The organism is Streptomyces sp. NPDC040610, assembly GCF_055594065.1.
Genome location: NZ_JBVIXA010000002.1, coordinates 180,567 through 196,787, shown reverse-complemented (window position 1 = coordinate 196,787; position 16,221 = coordinate 180,567). Strand labels below are relative to the sequence as shown.

Sequence of the window (16,221 nt, the reverse complement as noted above, 5' to 3'; positions counted from 1 at the left end):
ACGAGCCGTGGTGCGCGTATCCCCGGAAGGCAGCCGCAGCCATGGACATCCGTCCCACGACCGACCAGGACTTCGACGTCTTCGTCGACACCATGCTCACCGCGTTCGGGCGGTTTCCGGAGACCCCGACCGACGGTGGCGGGGTCTGGTGGGCGGCGCTCGAGATGGACCGCGGCCTGTTCGCCGTCGCGGCGGACGGGCGCCCCGTCGGCACCGCCGCCGCGTACACCTTCGAACTCACCCTGCCCGGTGAGATCATCGCCCCGGCCGCCGGGGTCACCGGCGTCGGCGTCCTGCCATCGCACCGGCGTCAGGGCGTCCTCAGCGCGATGATGCGGCACCAGCTCACCGAGCTGCGGGCCCGGGGCGAGTTCCTCTCCGTGCTCCTCGCGTCCGAGGCCATGATCTATCGCAGGTTCGGGTACGGACCGGCGACCCGCACGCAGCGGCTGACGGTGCCGCGCCACAAGGCCGCTCTCGCCCGGCCCCGGGCGCACGGAGCGGCCGACGCCCCGGCGACCGGCACGGACACCGGCTCGGTCGAGGTGCTGCGGCGCACCGAGTGCGGCGAGATCCTCGAAGAGGTCTACGACCGGTACCGCCGCGCTCAGCCCGGCGCCCTGTCCCGGCCGCACCGCTGGTGGGCCCTGGGCGCGGGGCAGCCCCCGGTCTCCCCGGCGCCGCGCTACGTCGCCGTCCACCGCGACGCCGACGGCGTACCGGACGGCTACGCCAGCTACGCGCTCGGCGACCCCGACACCACCTTGACGGTCGACGAGACCATCGCCGTCGACGACACCGCCGCCACGGCCCTGGCCCGGTTCGTGCTCGGACACGACCTGATCACCCAGGTCGTGTTCAAGCGCTGCCCTCCCGAGCACCCGGTGCGCTGGCAGCTCGCGGACTTCCGGGCCGGTCAGGTGACCGACGACACCGACGGACTCTGGGTCCGGCTCCTGGACGTCCCGCGCGCGCTCACCACCCGCGGTTGGTTCGTGGACGGCGAGCTGGTCCTCGACGTCGACGACCCCTTCCTCGGCGAGCGGAGCCGCTACGTGCTGACCGTCCAGGACGGCAAGGCCGACTGCGTCCCGACGGACCGGGAGCCCGACCTGTCCCTGGACGTGAGCGACCTGGCCTCGGTCTACCTCGGCGGCACCGCTCCGAGCACGCTCGTGCGCGCCGGACACATCCGCGCCCACCGCCCGGGCGCGGCCACCCTCGCGGACGCCCTCTTCCGCGGCGACCGCGCCCCGTACTGCCTGCACTGGTTCTGACCGCGCACGCGACGACCCCGTATCCGCCCCGGCGCCACGCGGCGAGGGTAGGACCGGCGGTCCCAGGAACTTCTCTCCCTTACCCCCGGCCCGCGGCCGTCACAGGCTTGTCCCCGGCAACGGATCAAGCACAGGAGGACACGATGCCGCTCACCCTCGACACCTACCGGCTCCTCGGCCGCTCCGGGCTGCGGGTCTCACCGCTGGCGCTGGGCGCGGCGACCTTCGGCACCGAGTGGGGCTGGGGCGCCGAGCAGGACGAGGCCCGCAAGCTGTTCGACCTCTACGTCGAGCGCGGCGGCAACTTCATCGACACCGCGAGCACCTACACCGAGGGCAGCTCCGAGCGTCTGCTGGGGGAGTTCGCCCAGGGGCGCCGCGAGAGCCTGGTGCTTGCGACGAAGTACTCGACGCTGCGACGGCCCGGCGACCCCAACTCCGGGGGCAGCCACCGCAAGAACCTGTTCGCGTCGGTGGAGACCAGTCTGCGACGGCTGCGGACGGACTACCTCGATCTGCTCTACCTGCACCTGTGGGACGCCACGACACCGGTCGAGGAGATCCTGCGCGGCATGGACGACCTGGTCCGTCAGGGCAAGGTCCTGTACGTCGCGATCTCCAACGCCCCGGCCTGGCAGGTGGCGCGCATGCAGACGGTCGCCGACCTGCGCGGCTGGTCGCCGCTGGTCGCGCTGCAGATCGAGTACAGCCTGATCGAGCGGGCCGGGGAACGCGACCTGATCCCCATGGCGCGCGAGCTGGGGCTCGGAGTGGCCCCGTGGTCACCGCTGGCCGGTGGGGTGCTCACCGGCAAGTACAGCCGCGAGGACCTGACCGCGACGGACGCCGTCGCCGACGGCACCCGCAGGAGCGTCACCCTCGCGGGCGGCGCGCTCAGCGAACGCAATCTCGCGATCGTGGACGTCGTGAAGGAGGTCGCCGCCGAGCTGGGCCGCACACCCGCACAGGTCGGCCTTGCCTGGACCCTGCAGAACCCGGCCGTGACGGCCCCGGTCGTCGGCGCCCGCACGCCCGCCCAACTGGAGGACAACCTCGGCGCCCTGGAGGTCGACTTCACCGCCGCCCAACTGGCCCGCCTCGACGAGGCCGGCGCGATCGAACTGGGCTTCCCGCACACCACGCTCGCGAGCGACTTCGTCCGGACGCTGCTGCACGGCGACATGAGGGTCGAAAGCCGCCGCTGATACCCGGCCGGACCCCGAGCCGCACCTCCGCGGCCCCGGGCAACGTCCTGCGGGCCGCGCGACGCGGCCCGCAGGACGTTCGGTTCAGTGGTTGTTCGCGCCGTTGCCGGAGACGGCGGAGATGTCCTCGAGGAGGTGCGACCCGGGTTCGTCGCCCTTGCCCTGCGTGGAGTTCTCGGCGCACTGCTGGTTCTGCGGGGCCGAGAGGACCGGGATGTCCTGGACGGCGACCGGGACGAGGAGGCCGACGATGGAGCCCACGTTCGCCTTCACGGGCACGCCGAGGCAGAGCTTGTTCAACGAGCCCTGAACCGCGGCTCCCTGCGCGCTCAGGTCCCCCTTGGTGACGTTGTTGCCGAAGGCCTGCTCGGCACCGTTGCCGCTGAGGCTGGAGGTGCCCTCGTCGTTGCCGATGGCGGCGGCGCTCCCGGTGGCCCCGGTGAGGGCGAGGGCGGCGACGCTGAAGGCGTAGGGGAGGTTACGGATGTGCATGTCACTCCAGTGCAGAGCTTTGGTCAGGGAGACATGAATCAATACATCCTCCGATGCCCCGTGTTGGGGGATATTCGCCCATTGGTAGAGTGTCGGCGGAGCGAGGCTGACGGAAGTCACCCCATGTGATGAGGCCGAACGGCTGACGGCGCCCGGAGGCGGACGTCGGGCCGACCGGAGCCTCCCGTTGCCTGGCTCAGTCCTGATCGGCGGCCGCGGTCAGGGGTGACACCGGGCGCTCGAAGAACGTTTCAAGGACCACCGTCGCCTGCGTACCGCTGACCCCGTCGATGGCGTACAACCGCCGCAGCACGTCCTGCAGTTGCTGCGTGGTCGCGGTCCTGACCTTCACGAGCACGGACGCGCTGCCCGCGATGATGTGCGCCTCCAGGACCTCGGGGAGCGCGGCGAAGCTCTCCGCGGCGTCGCCCATCCAGGAGGTCGAGTCGACCGTCACGTACGCCAGTACGCCGCCGCCGACCGCCGCCGGGTCCACCTCGGCCGCGGTGCGCCGGATCACACCGCGCTCGCGCAGTTTCCGTACCCGTTCGTGGGCGGCACCGGCGGAGAGGCCCACGGCTTGGCCCAGGGCGGCGTAGGACTGGGTGGCGTCCTGCTGAAGCCGCTCCAGCAGCGTGCGGTCAACGTGATCCATGGCACTCCATCCATTGAAGATTCCTGATGACCATACGACATCTTGCGATCTATTCTCAGAGCCGAAGATGCTTCGGTTCCTCTGAGGGTCACCGTGGAAGGGGGAGGCGCCATGAACAGCGAGCGCCCCGCGTTGTACGAGATGTTCGACGACCGGTTCCGTACCGGGCGGTGCATGAACGGCGATGACGGACTGGAGGTCCTGTACACCGGCTGCCGCTGGGCCGAGGGGCCCCTGTACGTGCCCGCCTGGCGGCAGGTGATCTGGAGCGACATCCCCAACGACCGCATGCTGCGGTGGGACGAGGAGACCGGTGCGGTCAGCGTCTTCCGCCCGGCCGCCGGGCACACCAACGGCAACACACTCGACCGCGAGGGCCGCCTGATCACCTGTGAGCAGGGGAACCGGCGGGTGACCCGGACCGAGCACGACGGCACCCTCACGGTCCTCGCCGACCGCTGGCAGGGCAAGCGGCTGAACAGCCCGAACGACGCCACGGTGAAGTCCGACGGCTCCCTCTGGTTCTCCGACCCGGACTTCGGCATCACCAGTGACTACGAGGGGTACCGCGCGCAGAGCGAGATCGGCGCCAACAACGTCTACCGCGTCGATCCGGACACGGGCGAAGTGCGGCTGGTCGCCGACTGCTTCGGCGCCCCCAACGGCCTGGTGTTCTCGGCGGACGAGCGGCGCCTGTACGTCTCCGACACCCGGGCGGGCTTCATCCGGGTCTTCGACGTACGCGACGACGGCACGCTGTCGGACGGCGAGGTCTTCGCCACGGCCGCCACGCGCGAGGCCGCCCGCTTCGACAACCTCCGCTTCGACGACTCCGGCCGCCTGTGGGCCGCCGCGATGGGCGACGGCGTGCACTGCTACGACCCCGACGGCACCCTGATCGGGCGGCTGAACGTCCCCGAGGCGGTCGCCAACATCTCCTGGGGCGGTGCCAAGCGCAACCGCCTCTTCATCACGGCGGAGACCAGCCTCTACTCGGTGGTCATGGGCGTCACCGGCATCCACCCCACCGGACCGGGGCGCCGCCCATGGCTCGACGCGGAGCCCCGGTGAGCCGCTGCGGCGGCCAGGTCCCGGGCCCGCACGACCGGGCTCAGTCGGAGGAGATGGTCTGGCCGCGGTCCGTCGTCGCCGTCGCGGTGGCGCCCTGCTCCGAGCCGTCCTGCCCGGCCGGGCGCTTCCCGCCGGTCCCACGCGTGCTCGCCAGGGCGAGCAGGAGCCCCAGGGCGGTGACGCCCGCAGCCGGTATGCCGAGCCACACGGGGGAGATCGACTGCTGTGCGAGGCCGCCGAGCGCTCCGCCCAGGGCTACGCCGACGTAGATCGCCGAGGCGTTGAGGCCGAGGAGCACCGGTGTGGCCGCCGGGGCGTGGGCGATGAGTCGGTGCTGCTGCGGGACCACAGGGATGCCCGCGCACAGGCCCAGCGCCGCCGTCCACACGAAGGCGGTGCCGAGGGTCTCCACGGCCGCGCGGCCGGTGGCCAGCACGACGACCCCGGCGGCGAGGCTCCCGAGCAGGACCCGTTCGGGCCGGTGGCGGTCGGAGAGCCGTCCCGCGAGCAGGTTGCCGCCCAGGACCCCGAGCCCGAACACGAAGAGCACCGCGGTGAGCGTGGCCTCGGAGCCGTCCGTCACCTCGGCCAGCGCGGCCGCGATGTAGGTGTAGAGCAGGTAGGTCCCGGTGAGGGCGAGCATGGTGACGCCGAGGACCCCGAGCACCCACCGGTCCTTGAGGGGAGCGAGCCGCGCCCGGAACGTGGCGGCGGGCAGCGTGATCCGCGGGATGCCGAACGCGATGCCGAGCGCGGCCACGGCTCCGAGCGCGGCCACGGCCCACAGCGTCAGATGCCAGTCGCCGCGCCCGATGAGGGTGCCGAGCGGGAGGCCGATCGCGCTGGAGAGCGTCAGCCCGCCGAGCACGAACGCGAGGGCCCGGCCCCGGCGTTCCGGCGGCGTGACGGCCGCCGCGGCGCTGGAGGCCGTGGAGGAGATGATCCCGGCCCCGGCCGCGGTCACGACGCGGGCGGTCATGACGGCGCCGTACGAGGTCGCGAGGGCCGTGGCGGCGTTGCCGACGACGAAGACGCCGAGGGCCAGGAGCAGGGCGGCACGCCGGTCCAGGGCGCTGGTCGCCCAGCCGAGGACCGGGGCGGCGACCGCGAGGGTCAGCGCGAAGACGGTGACGAGCTGCCCGGCCGTGGGAACGCTGACGTCCAGGTCGTCGGCGATGGCGGGGAGCAGTCCGGCGATCACGAAGCCGTCGGTGCCGACGGCGAACGTCGCCAGGGCGAGGGGCAACAGGCGTTTGTACATGGGCCATCCATTCCGCTGCACGGTGCGTCGGGGCGGTTCGACGCGGCACAACGTAGCCAATGCATGGATGCTTGTCCATGTATCAATGTGTGGGCTAGCCTGGTAGCCGTGAAGCTACGGACAGGTCGGTCATGCGTGCGTTGATGCAGCCAACGAAGGACGAGATCAAGCTCGTTGAGATCCTCCACGCGCTGGCGGATCCGGTCCGGCTCGCGATCCTGGGCCGCCTTGCCGACAGCGGCCGCGAGAGCTGCTCGGGCATCAGCGAGACCATCGACGTCCACCAGACGACGATGTCCCACCACTACCGGGTGCTCCGCGAGGCCGGACTCACCTGGACCACGGTGGAAGGCCGGTCGCGGTACGTCAGCCTGCGCCGCGACGACTTGAACGACCGCTTCCCCGGCCTGCTCGACGCCGTGCTCACGCAGGTCCGGCCGGACTGACGCGCGTTCCCGGCGGTCTCGGCGCGCTCCGGGGCGACGGTCCCGGGAACCGGCGTGGAGCGAATCGGCGTCGATCATCAGGACGATGTCGGCGCGCCATGCCGGGACCGGTGTGAGTCAGTGCGCCCTACCGGGACCGGTGCGATGCCAGTGCGCTCTGCCGGGACCGGTGTGACGCCGACGCGCCCTGCCGAGACGACACGACGGAGACCCCAGCGTGCCCACCGCCGAAAGCCCTGCCCAGCCCACGCCTCCGGCTCGGGCGAACGACTACGACAGCTTCGCCGAGGCGTACGCGGCCCTCAGTGAGACCAGCCTCCTGAACGCCTACTGCGAGCGGCCCGCGATGCTGTCCCTCGCCGGGGACGTGGCCGACCGCCGGATCCTCGACGCCGGTTGCGGCTCGGGCCCGCTGTTCGCCGCGCTGCGCGAGCGGGGCGCGGCCGTCACCGGCGTCGACGCCAGCGCCGGGATGGTGGAGCTGGCGCGGCGGCGCCTCGGTGCCGACGCGGACCTGCGCGTGGCCGACCTGAGGGACCCGCTGCCGTTCGCCGACGGTGCGTTCGACGATGTCCTCGCTTCGCTGGTGCTGCACTACCTGGAGGACTGGGGGCCGACGCTGGCCGAGATGCGGCGCGTGCTCAGGCCCGGCGGCCGCCTGATCGTGTCGGTGTCGCATCCCTTCGTGGACTACGCGATCCAGGACCCCCGGCCCGACTACTCCGCGACCACCAGCTACACCGCGGACTGGACCGGCCTGTTGGGGCGGCCCGCCCTGTTGGCCTTCTGGCGCAGGCCGCTGCACGCGATGACCGACGCGTTCACCGCGGCCGGGTTCCGCCTGGCCGCCCTCAGCGAGCCGAAGCCCGATCCGGCCGCCCGCGAGCTGTACCCCGACGACTTCCCGAGCCTCTCGACCAAGATGAGCTTCCTGCTCTTCGTCCTGGAGGTGCCGGGGGCGCCCGGTCAGGCCGAGTAGCGGGCGACCGGGGCGGGCCCTCCTACTTGCAGAGCGCCGTCTGGACGGCGGCCTTCATGTCGTCGCTCTGCGCGTCCGTACCGCCCGGGTCGACGTTCACCATGACCGTCGCCTGCCTGCCGCCGAACGTGGCCCCGGCCACCGTCTCGTAGCCGAAGATGTCGCCGCTGTGCCCCCAGTAGAGGCCGCCGCAGGGCAGGGGCCTGCTCTCCAGGCCGAGGCCGTACGCCCGGCCGTCCGGGTTGCCGGTCGGGCGCGTCCGCGTCATCTCCCGGAGCTGGGCCGGGCGGAGCAGCCTGCCGCGCAGGAGCGCGCCCAGGAACCGGTTGACGTCGGCGCCGCTGGAGATCATCTCGCCGCCCGCCCCCGCGACCGAGGGGTTGATCGCGGTGAGGTCGATGAGCGGCGCGTTCTCGCCCGGCCGCACGTACCCGCGCGGGTGCGGCCCGGGAATCGCCGACGCGTCCCCCGGCACAAGGGTCTCGCGCAGGCCGAGCGGCTTGATGACGCGCCGCCGGATCTCCTCGCCGTACGAATGGCCGGTGACCCTCTCGATGATCATGCCTGCCAGGAGATAGCCCGTACTGGAGTAGCGCCAGCCCGTGCCCGGTTTGAAGGTCGGGGGGTGGGCGAGCGCGGTGTTCACGAGGTCGCGTGTGTCGTGGTGGGCGAGCGGGTTCTTGATGATCTCCTGCGGCTTCAGGTGGTCGAGGATGTCGGGTACGCCGCTGGTGTGCTGGAGGAGTTGACGGACCGTCATGTGGCGGCCGTCGTTGCCGTGTCCGCGTACGACACCGGGAAGGTAGCGCTCCACCGGCGCGTCGAGGACCACGCGCCGCTCTCCGACCAGTTGGAGCATGACCGTCGCCACGAACGTCTTGGTCATGCTGCCGATTCGGAATCTGCTGTCGCCCCGCACCGGGGCGTGGCTCTTGACGTCCGCGACACCGCTGGTCAGCACCGTGCTGCCGCGCCGGTCGCGCAGGGCGACGAGCGCCCCGGGGCCGCCGTCGACCGTGGTGAGCCGACGCAGGAGCGCACGGAGCCGAGCGTGGTCGGCGGTGGTGGCAGTGCTGGCGGCGGTAGAGGTGTCGGCGCGGGCGGCGGACCCGGCCGCGGCGAGCGGCGCGGCGGTGGCGTCCCGCCCGGGGAGGTCGCCTGCCGTCAGCGTGCCCATCGCGACACCGACCGCCACGGCCAGGGTGATGGAGCCTCGCAACGCACGCCTGTGTCCGATCACTTGTGCTCCCTTGGTCGTCGTGCGGGCCCTCGCGGAAGGAGTGCGGTGCGCGCTCCCCGTGCCCGCCGTCCCACGATGTCGCCTGGGCGGAGCCGAGGCGATGAGGTGACCATCCGGATCGGTGCTGGGGTTAACCCCAGTCGGCCTGCTCGCGGAGTGCCTCGATGAACGTCGTGAGGTGCGGGCGGTCGTGACGGCGGTCGAGCGTGGCGACGCCGATGTACCGGGCCGGAGCCGGTGGCCTGACCGGGACGGTGCGCAGACCCGGCACCGAAGGGACGAGCGCGATGGAAGGGATCAGGGAGATGCCCAGGCCCGCGGCGACGAGCGAGCGGGCGAAGAAGTAGTCGGTGGTGGTCCCGCGCACGTCCGGTGCGAAGCCCGCCTGCTCGGCGTGACGGCGCAGATGTGCCTCGGTCTTGAGGCAGCCGAGCACCCAGGGCTCCGACGCGAGTTCGCTGATGTCGACCGACGCGCGATCGGCGAGGCGGTGGCCTTCGGGCAGGACGACGTGCAGGGGATCCTCCATGAGCGGCGTCCACCGCAGGCCGGCCGGGCTCGGTCCGAGGGGCAGCGGGCCGTCGAAGTGGTAGGCGACCGCGATGTCGACGGCGCCCTGGCGGACCAGGGGCAGGGTGACCTCGGGCTCGCCCTCCCTGATGTGGAGCTGGGTGTGGGGGTCGGCCGCCATCAGCCGGGGGAGCGCGCCGGGCAGCAGGTGCCTGCCGCCGCTGCCGAAGGTGGCGACGGTGAGCTGGACGCGGCCCGTGCTGAGCCGCTCGACCTGCTGCTTCGCCTGGGCCAGCTCGGCCGCGACGGACTCGGCGGCCCCGACCATGATCTGACCCGCCTGCGTGAGGGTGACCCCGCGCGTGCTGCGCGCCACGACCTGGGCGCCGAGGCTGCGTTCGAGGACCGCCACGTGCTGGGAGACGGCGGAGGGGGTGAGGCGGAGAGCCGCGGCGGCCTTGCTGAAGCTGCCGTGGTCCGCCACCGCCCGCAGGACCCGGAGCCGCTGCACATCGATCAACAGTTTTCCTTAAAGCGATTCCAGTAAGCCACCACTTCTGCTGACGACAGTAGGTGCCCAGAGTGGAGGCATGCAAAGGATCTGCGTCATTGGCGGAAGCCGCTACTTCGGAAAGCTCCTGGTCGAGCGCCTGCTGGCGGGCGGCCATCAGGTCACCGTGATCAACCGCGGCTCCACCCGGCCGCCCGCCGGGGTCGAGCACCTCGTCGTCGACCGCGACGACGAGGCCGCCCTGGTCGCCGCGCTCGGCTCCCGCACCTTCGACACGGTCGTCGACCAGGTCTGCTACACCCCCGTACAGGCCGCCATCGCCGCCCGCGCCTTCGCCGACCGCACCCGGCGCTACGTCATGACCTCCACGATAGAGGTCTACGACCCGGCGACCGCCGCGCTGCCGACGGTGCCCACGGGCACCCCGGTGCCGGAGGGGAACGTCGACCCGCGCGCCTGGCAGGTGGCCATGGACCTGCCCTGGCACGACCGGGCGTACCTGGAGGCCCACTACGCAGAGGGCAAGCGCCAGGCGGAGGCCGTCCTCACCCGGGAGGGCGGCTTCGCGTTCACCGCCGTCCGCAGCGCGCACGTCCTGGGCGGCGGCAGGCAGGAGTTCACCGGCCGCCTGGCGTACTACACCGAGCGCATCGCCCGAGGCGACACGATCGCCGTGCACGCCGACGCGCTGCCGACGGTGTTCATCCACCACGAGGAACTGGCGGACCTGCTGCTGTGGGCGGCCACCGCCACCGATGCCACCGGTCCGGTCAACGCCTGCTCCGACGGGCTGCTCGACGTGCACGACCTGGCCGCGATCGTCGCCGCGCGGACCGGCCGCGAGCCCGTCCAGGAGACCGTCGCGGCGGGCGCGACCGCCTCGCCGTTCTCCTTCGACCGCCACTACGCCATGAGCAACTCCCGCGCGAAACACCTGGGCTTCGCCTTCTCCCGTACGACCGACTGGCTCCCCGGCGCCGTCGCCGAAGCCCTCACCGCGTCCGCCGCCCCCACTGTCTGAGGAACCGAAACGCCATGCGACACCGCTCCATCGGAGACACCGCCGTCAGCGCCATCGGCCTCGGCGCCATGCCCCTGTCCATCGAGCACCGCCCCGACGAGGCGCGGGCCATCGCCACCGTCCACGCCGCCCTCGACGCCGGTGTCACGTTCATCGACACCGCCGACAGCTACCACTGGCACGCCGACGAGGTGGGCCACAACGAACTCCTCGTCGCCCGCGCCCTGGCCCGCTACGGCGGCGACACCTCCGCCGTCCTGATCGCGACCAAGGGCGGCCGCGGACGCCCCGGAGACGGCAGCTGGACCGTGACCGGCACCCCGGCCCATCTCAAGCGCGCCGCCGAGGCCTCCGCCAAGCGCCTCGGCGTCGACGCGATCGGCCTGTACCAGTTGCACAAGCCGGACCCCGCCGTGCCCTGGGAGGAGTCCGTCGGCGCCCTGCGCGACCTGCTCGACGCAGGCACCATCCGCGCCGCCGGCATCTCGAACGTGACCGTCGGCCAGATCCGCGAGGCGCGTCAGATCCTCGGGGACGGACTCGTCTCCGTACAGAACCAGTACTCGCCCGCGGTCCGGGACAGCGAGCCCGAACTGCGCCTGAGCACCGAACTGGGCCTCGCGTTCCTGCCCTGGAGCCCGCTCGGCGGCATCTCCCGCAGCTCCCTCGACGGCCCCTCCGGCCCGTCCTCCGTCGGCACCACCTTCCACCGCGTCGCGGCCGCGCGCGGCGTCAGCCCGCAGCAGATCGCCCTGGCGTGGCTCCTGAGCCGCTCCCCGGCGATGATCCCGGTGCCGGGAGCCAGCCGCCCGACCTCGATCGCCGACTCGGCGCGGGCCGCGGAACTCACGTTGAGCGAGGAGGAGTTGAGGTGCTTGGGCGAGGTGCTGCCGGGCTGACATCCCGTACGGGCGCCGAGCGGTCTCGCGCGGCCGCTCGGCGCTGTCGTCCCGAGCCCCGTCACTCCGACCGCGGACCCCTCTCCATCATTTCCCTCACCACCTCGGCCGACGGCCGCCTCCGCGCGCGGTCGAGGGTCACACCGACCGCCTTCAGATCGACGCGCACCTGCTCGTCCTTCGCCCCGGCCCGCTCGGCGAGTTCGTTCAGGAGAGCGAGACCCTGGTCGACGTCCTCGTCGGTCACCACGAGCTTCTCGTCCGCGACCAGCTTTCCCGCGCGTTCGATCATGGCGGCGGCCCGGCCCGCCAGGCGCTCGTCGGCCAACAGCACGGAAGCGACGGGCAGTTCGACCCGCTCGATGAGAGTGATCCACTCCCGCCCGGCCTCGGTGGTCGAGAGCTGTTCGTCGCGGACCCGGCGCAGCGCGTCCACCTCGGCCTGGCGTCCCAGCAGTCGCACTCCGATCAGGTCGAAGGCGCAGACGCTCTGCTGGGCGAGGGCGAGGACGCCCGCTTTGGCGTCACGCTTGATGAGGGTGGGGTCCCGCGGATGGAAGGAGTCCTCGACGGTGGCGACCCGCGGGCCCGTCTCCAGGGTGAAGCCGTATGTCTTGTGCAGCGCGGGATTCGCGATGTGCCTGCTGTAGACGTAGTCGCTCTGGGTGCCGGTGGTGGCGTACAGAGCCCGGCCCGTCTGAGGGGTGTACGCCCGGCCGCGCACCGCCGCGATCGCCTCGACGACGCGTTGCGCGACCGTCGTGAAGCGGAGCTGGTCCCGGGCGGTGATGTACTCGCGGTAGCCCGGGGTGCCGAGGGGCGCGCAGGTTCCGGTGGGCAGGCCGGTGAAGCGCTGGGCCGGGTCGTCGGTCTGGCTGTGGGCGTGGCCCCATGGATAGAGGACGAGCTCCGAGAACGAGTGCACGTCGGCGAACGTGAGGATCTGCCGGGTGTCGAGCAGGTGCTTGACGTTGCGGGTCTCCGGTTCGGAGAACGCGCCGGACCCGACGAAGACCTCGCTGCAGGGGTTGCACGAGGTCTGCCCCTCCGTCACGCCCCAGACGAAGTCCGCGTTGCGATTGAGGTCGACCCCGTCGCACGTGGTCCCCGGGTTGTCACGGAGGTTGCCGCGCCACATGTTGTCGACGGTCATGACCCGGTGGCGCCCGTCGGGGTTGACGCAGGGCACGATCCACACGTCGAGGCTCTCCAGGACGAGCTTGACGTCCAGGGCGGTCCAGGTCCGGCCGCCGTACACCACGGGAGTGCCGTTCAGGTAGCTCGTGACGAGGTCGACGGCGAGTTCCACCAGGGCGTCGGGGTTCATCAGTTCGCGCGCGTGGGTGCCGCCCACGAACAGGACACCGCGGCGGTTTCCGCCCGGGCCGCCGCGCAGCCGCAGGGCGAACACGGGGCGCCCCTGGAGGGAGGGCTCGGGCAGCTGGGTCCTCGTGCACAGCTGCGGGAACGACGTGGCGAGCTGGGCGATCACCGTGTCGAGCTGGGAGACCGTGCGGTACATCACGCACCCCCCGCCCGCCGGATGCCCTGGAGCCGCTCGTCCAGCCAGGCCCTGACCGCGTCGTCCTGCTCGATCAGCTCGGCGGGCAGGGGGCGCACGGGCACCGGGGCGTGCAGACGGACTTCGTAGCCGCTCTCCAGCAGTCGACGGCACTCGTCGGTGCTGACGAGCACCCGGACCGCGCCCTCCGGGTCGGGGATCCGGTCCAGGTCCAGATCGGCGACGCCGCGAAGGTCGCGGTTCGCCGCTCCGGGGTGGACCGTGGCGTCGAAACGCACCGCCGGGTCCTCGCCCCCGGCGCCCCGGGACGGAGGTCGCTGTGCGCGTCCGGATGGCTCGCTCATGTCCGTCTCCTCACGGGGACGGCCGGACGGGGACGCGGTTCCCCTGACCGGTCGGGGCGGCCCGGACCGGAGTGACCGGCCCCGCCGGGCCGGTCATCGTGCCCACCGGGCCCGGCGGGGCCGGTAAAATCCGACAATCCACCGCCATCGACGATGGAACAGCCCAGATCGGCTGTCAACGCCGTTGCCACAAGCGGTGGTTACCGTCTCCGGCCCGCGCTCAGTCCCCGCACCTCTCCCACGGGTCCGGCGTCCCGCGGGACAGGACCAGGCGGTACGCCAGGAGCGACCGGATCCCGATCGCGATCACCGCTGCGATGCCCGGCCTGCTCCAGCAGGACCGGCCTCCGGGGCTGCCGCCGTTGTTCCGGGGCGGCCCCGGGATGTTCAAGTGCCGCTGTACGAAGGTCAGGTGCGGAAGGGCCCGGTGACCTCGTACGTGATGCCGCCCGACGAGCTTCCCGAAGTGCCGCGCTGACTGGAGAAGTACAGGCGGGACCCGTTGGGCGAGAACGCCGGGCCGGTGATCTCCGAGCCGGACTGGCCGTTGATCCGCAGGAACGGCGCGACGATGTCGTCCGGGGTGATGACGCAGATCTCCATATTGCCGCCGTCCTCGGCGATGAACAGGTCGCCGGAGGAGGAACCGGTGACGTTGTCGACGCCGGTCAGCGGGGCGGGGCCGGGGTTGACCAGGTTGTCGTCGTAGGCCAGCTCGTAGGTGCTGTTCGTGAGGTTGAGCTGCCAGACGCGGTTGTCGCCCTTGGTGGTGAACCAGACGGTGTCGCCCGCGTAGTGGCAGCCCTCGCCGCCGTTGAAGCGCTTGGCGCCGGAGACCTGGTTGCGGGTCGCGGTGGGGGAGCCGTCCGGGTCCGGCGCATTGGCCCAGGTGAAGGAGCCGGAAGTGCCGGTGCCCGCCACCAGCACCTGGAGCGTGCCGGAGGACAGATTGCCCCAGGTCGTCGGCCGGAAGCGGTAGAAGCAGCCGTCGCCCTCGTCCTCGGTGAGGTAGATCGCCTGGCGGCCCGGGTCGGCGGCCGCGGCCTCGTGTTTGAAGCGGCCCATGGCGTCGCGCCGGGTAGCGGCGTTCACGCCCCACGGGTCGGTCTCGTAGACGTAGCCGAGGGAGACCTCCTCGCAGGAGAGCCAGGTGTTCCACGGGGTGGCGCCGCCCGCGCAGTTCTGCCGGGTGTTGGACAGGACGCGGTGGGCGCCGGTGACGGTGCCCGAGGAGTTGAACTTCACGGCGCCCGCCCCGCCGCCGGGGTTGATCTCCGAGTTGGAGACATAGATCCAGCCCGCGCCGTCGGCGAAACACGCGCCGCCGTCGGGGGCGTTGTGCCAGGTGTAGGACGTGCCGGGGACGACCTGGGTGGAGCGGGCGATGACCCGGCTGGTGAAGCCGCTGGGCAGTCGGATGCCGTTGGCGTCGGCGGCACCGAGCGCGCCGTAGGGGCCGGGGCCGTTCTGCGCCGGGGCCGCGTAGGCGGCGCCGTGCATGAGGGTGCCGCCGAAGGCGGCGGCCGACGTCCCGATGACGGCTCCGCGCAGGAAGGTACGACGTTCCACATCTACTCCTTCGTCGAGGAAGGGCGGACAACGATGGGTTGAGCACCTTGCCGACTGGTCATCGAGGAGAACCTAGAGGGCGCCGCACCCCGCTGATGAGGCCCTCGCAGGCGAACTCTTCTTGTCCGACGGGTGAGCAGGACTCTGCGAAGAGGGAAGCTCAGACGCGGACCACGACCTTCCCCCGTGTGTGTCCGCGCTCGGCGTACGCGTGCGCTTCCGCGATGCCGATCTGCTCCAGTCGTGCCGCAGTCCCAGCGGCACTGCCCCGAGGCCGCCGTCCGCCGGGTCCGGCTGATCCAGCAGCTGTATGCCGCATCCAGTGAGGACCTGCTTCCGCATGCGGTGGGGACGCTGGCCCCGTGCAGTGAGCCTGCTGCCGCGACGGCTTCAGGCGTCGTGGCTCGCGGCCAGCCTCTCCCGGAGCCACTGCTCGACCTCGCCGACGTGGGCCGCGGCCGCCACCCGGGCCGCCTCCGGGTCCCGGGCGACCAGCGCCCGGTGGATGCGGGCGTGTTCGCGGCGGGTGCGCTCGATGGCGCCCTCTTCCTGATAGCCCCGCCGGACCCGGGTGCGGAAGGTGCGGGAGGACAGGCCGTCGAGGACGGCCGCCATGGTGTCGTTGCCCGCGGCCTCGTTGATGGCCCGGTGGAACGCGACGTCGTGGGCGAGGATCTCCTCGGCGTCGTCGGTGTTGTCCATGGCCTTCAAGTGCCGCTCGACCACGGCGAGTTGGGTGGCGTCGATGCGGGCGGCCGCAAGGGCGGCCGCGGTGGACTCCAACGCCTTGCGGACTTCGAGGAGTTCGACCATCTGCGGTCCCCGGGAGAGGTCGGCGACGACACCGAAGGACTCCAGGAGGTCGCCGGCGGCGAGCTGGGTGACGTACACCCCTGACCCGTGCCGTGCCTCCAGAACGCCCATGAACGTCAGTGCGCGGACGGCCTCACGCATCGAGCTGCGCGATACGCCGAGCTGCACGGCCAAGTCCCGTTCGGTGGGCAGTCGTTGACCCGGGCCGAGCAGCCCGTCTGCGATCATCGCCTTGATCTGGTCGATGGCGCGCTGTGTCACTGTGCCCTTCTGCGGGGCGGTGCGCACGTCCAGATCTTCCACAGCTGCTCCTCCAAGTTCCTTGCGGCCGAGTCTAACCACGAGGGTGATCAGACCAATCTCCGGTATCGCGCCGAAGATCAGTACCTCTGAGCCATTGACTCCG

The 16,221-nt window shown here is 71.9% G+C and carries 16 protein-coding genes; 7 read left to right on the top strand and 9 right to left on the bottom strand.

Annotation, left to right across the window (positions count from 1 at the left end):
- Positions 1 to 41 precede the first annotated feature (41 nt).
- Together ACZ6AA_RS07810 and ACZ6AA_RS07805 are read left to right on the top strand one after the other, a co-directional pair.
- Entirely contained in the window at positions 42 to 1,277 is a 1,236-nt protein-coding gene (locus ACZ6AA_RS07810; RefSeq protein WP_471456832.1) for a GNAT family N-acetyltransferase, read from the top strand.
- A 143-nt stretch (positions 1,278 to 1,420) separates the two neighbouring features.
- A complete protein-coding gene (locus ACZ6AA_RS07805) occupies positions 1,421 to 2,482 on the top strand; it encodes an aldo/keto reductase (protein WP_468457758.1) in 1,062 nt (353 codons plus the stop codon).
- Between the two features lie 84 nt (positions 2,483 to 2,566).
- Here the strand turns inward: ACZ6AA_RS07805 and ACZ6AA_RS07800 are convergent, their stop codons facing one another.
- Both ACZ6AA_RS07800 and ACZ6AA_RS07795 read right to left on the bottom strand, forming a co-directional pair.
- Positions 2,567 to 2,974, bottom strand: coding sequence for a rodlin (locus ACZ6AA_RS07800; RefSeq protein WP_468457760.1), 408 nt, complete (start codon positions 2,972 to 2,974; stop codon positions 2,567 to 2,569).
- Positions 2,975 to 3,170: 196 nt separating this feature from the next.
- On the bottom strand, positions 3,171 to 3,629 hold the full coding sequence (locus ACZ6AA_RS07795) for an Lrp/AsnC family transcriptional regulator (RefSeq protein ID WP_468457762.1): 459 nt from the start codon (positions 3,627 to 3,629) through the stop codon (positions 3,171 to 3,173).
- A gap of 111 nt (positions 3,630 to 3,740) precedes the next feature.
- Between ACZ6AA_RS07795 and ACZ6AA_RS07790 the strand changes: the two genes are divergently transcribed.
- Positions 3,741 to 4,700 carry an SMP-30/gluconolactonase/LRE family protein gene (locus tag ACZ6AA_RS07790; protein ID WP_471456830.1) on the top strand — a complete coding sequence of 320 codons (960 nt, stop codon included), beginning with the start codon at positions 3,741 to 3,743 and terminating at the stop codon, positions 4,698 to 4,700.
- Positions 4,701 to 4,740: 40 nt separating this feature from the next.
- Here ACZ6AA_RS07790 and ACZ6AA_RS07785 read toward each other — a convergent pair whose 3' ends face one another.
- Entirely contained in the window at positions 4,741 to 5,961 is a 1,221-nt protein-coding gene (locus ACZ6AA_RS07785) for an MFS transporter (RefSeq protein WP_471456828.1), read from the bottom strand.
- 143 nt (positions 5,962 to 6,104) lie between these two features.
- Here ACZ6AA_RS07785 and ACZ6AA_RS07780 point away from each other — a divergent pair, with 143 nt between their 5' ends.
- On the top strand, positions 6,105 to 6,407 hold the full coding sequence (locus tag ACZ6AA_RS07780) for an ArsR/SmtB family transcription factor (protein ID WP_468457768.1): 303 nt from the start codon (positions 6,105 to 6,107) through the stop codon (positions 6,405 to 6,407).
- Between the two features lie 217 nt (positions 6,408 to 6,624).
- Positions 6,625 to 7,386, top strand: coding sequence for a class I SAM-dependent methyltransferase (locus ACZ6AA_RS07775; protein ID WP_471456826.1), 762 nt, complete (start codon positions 6,625 to 6,627; stop codon positions 7,384 to 7,386).
- Between the two features lie 22 nt (positions 7,387 to 7,408).
- On the opposite strand, the gene ACZ6AA_RS07770 is transcribed toward ACZ6AA_RS07775, so the two are convergent.
- Entirely contained in the window at positions 7,409 to 8,626 is a 1,218-nt protein-coding gene (locus ACZ6AA_RS07770) for a serine hydrolase domain-containing protein (RefSeq protein ID WP_471456824.1), read from the bottom strand.
- A 130-nt stretch (positions 8,627 to 8,756) separates the two neighbouring features.
- Entirely contained in the window at positions 8,757 to 9,656 is a 900-nt protein-coding gene (locus ACZ6AA_RS07765) for a LysR family transcriptional regulator (protein ID WP_471456822.1), read from the bottom strand.
- Positions 9,657 to 9,726: 70 nt separating this feature from the next.
- Here ACZ6AA_RS07765 and ACZ6AA_RS07760 point away from each other — a divergent pair, with 70 nt between their 5' ends.
- On the top strand, positions 9,727 to 10,668 hold the full coding sequence (locus tag ACZ6AA_RS07760) for an NAD-dependent epimerase/dehydratase family protein (protein ID WP_471456820.1): 942 nt from the start codon (positions 9,727 to 9,729) through the stop codon (positions 10,666 to 10,668).
- Between the two features lie 14 nt (positions 10,669 to 10,682).
- Positions 10,683 to 11,567, top strand: coding sequence for an aldo/keto reductase (locus ACZ6AA_RS07755; protein ID WP_471456818.1), 885 nt, complete (start codon positions 10,683 to 10,685; stop codon positions 11,565 to 11,567).
- Positions 11,568 to 11,628: 61 nt separating this feature from the next.
- Here ACZ6AA_RS07755 and ACZ6AA_RS07750 read toward each other — a convergent pair whose 3' ends face one another.
- The 4 genes from ACZ6AA_RS07750 to ACZ6AA_RS07735 all read right to left on the bottom strand — a co-directional run bounded on the left by ACZ6AA_RS07750 (position 11,629) and on the right by ACZ6AA_RS07735 (position 16,109).
- Complete coding sequence (locus tag ACZ6AA_RS07750; protein WP_471456816.1) at positions 11,629 to 13,089, bottom strand: M14 family zinc carboxypeptidase; 1,461 nt, start codon at positions 13,087 to 13,089, stop codon at positions 11,629 to 11,631.
- On the bottom strand, positions 13,089 to 13,433 hold the full coding sequence (locus ACZ6AA_RS07745; protein WP_468482426.1) for a hypothetical protein: 345 nt from the start codon (positions 13,431 to 13,433) through the stop codon (positions 13,089 to 13,091). Before ACZ6AA_RS07745 ends, ACZ6AA_RS07750 begins: the two co-directional genes overlap by 1 nt.
- A 408-nt stretch (positions 13,434 to 13,841) precedes the next feature.
- Positions 13,842 to 15,002, bottom strand: coding sequence for an alkaline phosphatase PhoX (locus ACZ6AA_RS07740; protein ID WP_471456814.1), 1,161 nt, complete (start codon positions 15,000 to 15,002; stop codon positions 13,842 to 13,844).
- Between the two features lie 390 nt (positions 15,003 to 15,392).
- Complete coding sequence (locus tag ACZ6AA_RS07735) at positions 15,393 to 16,109, bottom strand: FadR/GntR family transcriptional regulator (RefSeq protein ID WP_471457833.1); 717 nt, start codon at positions 16,107 to 16,109, stop codon at positions 15,393 to 15,395.
- Positions 16,110 to 16,221: the final 112 nt, after the last annotated feature.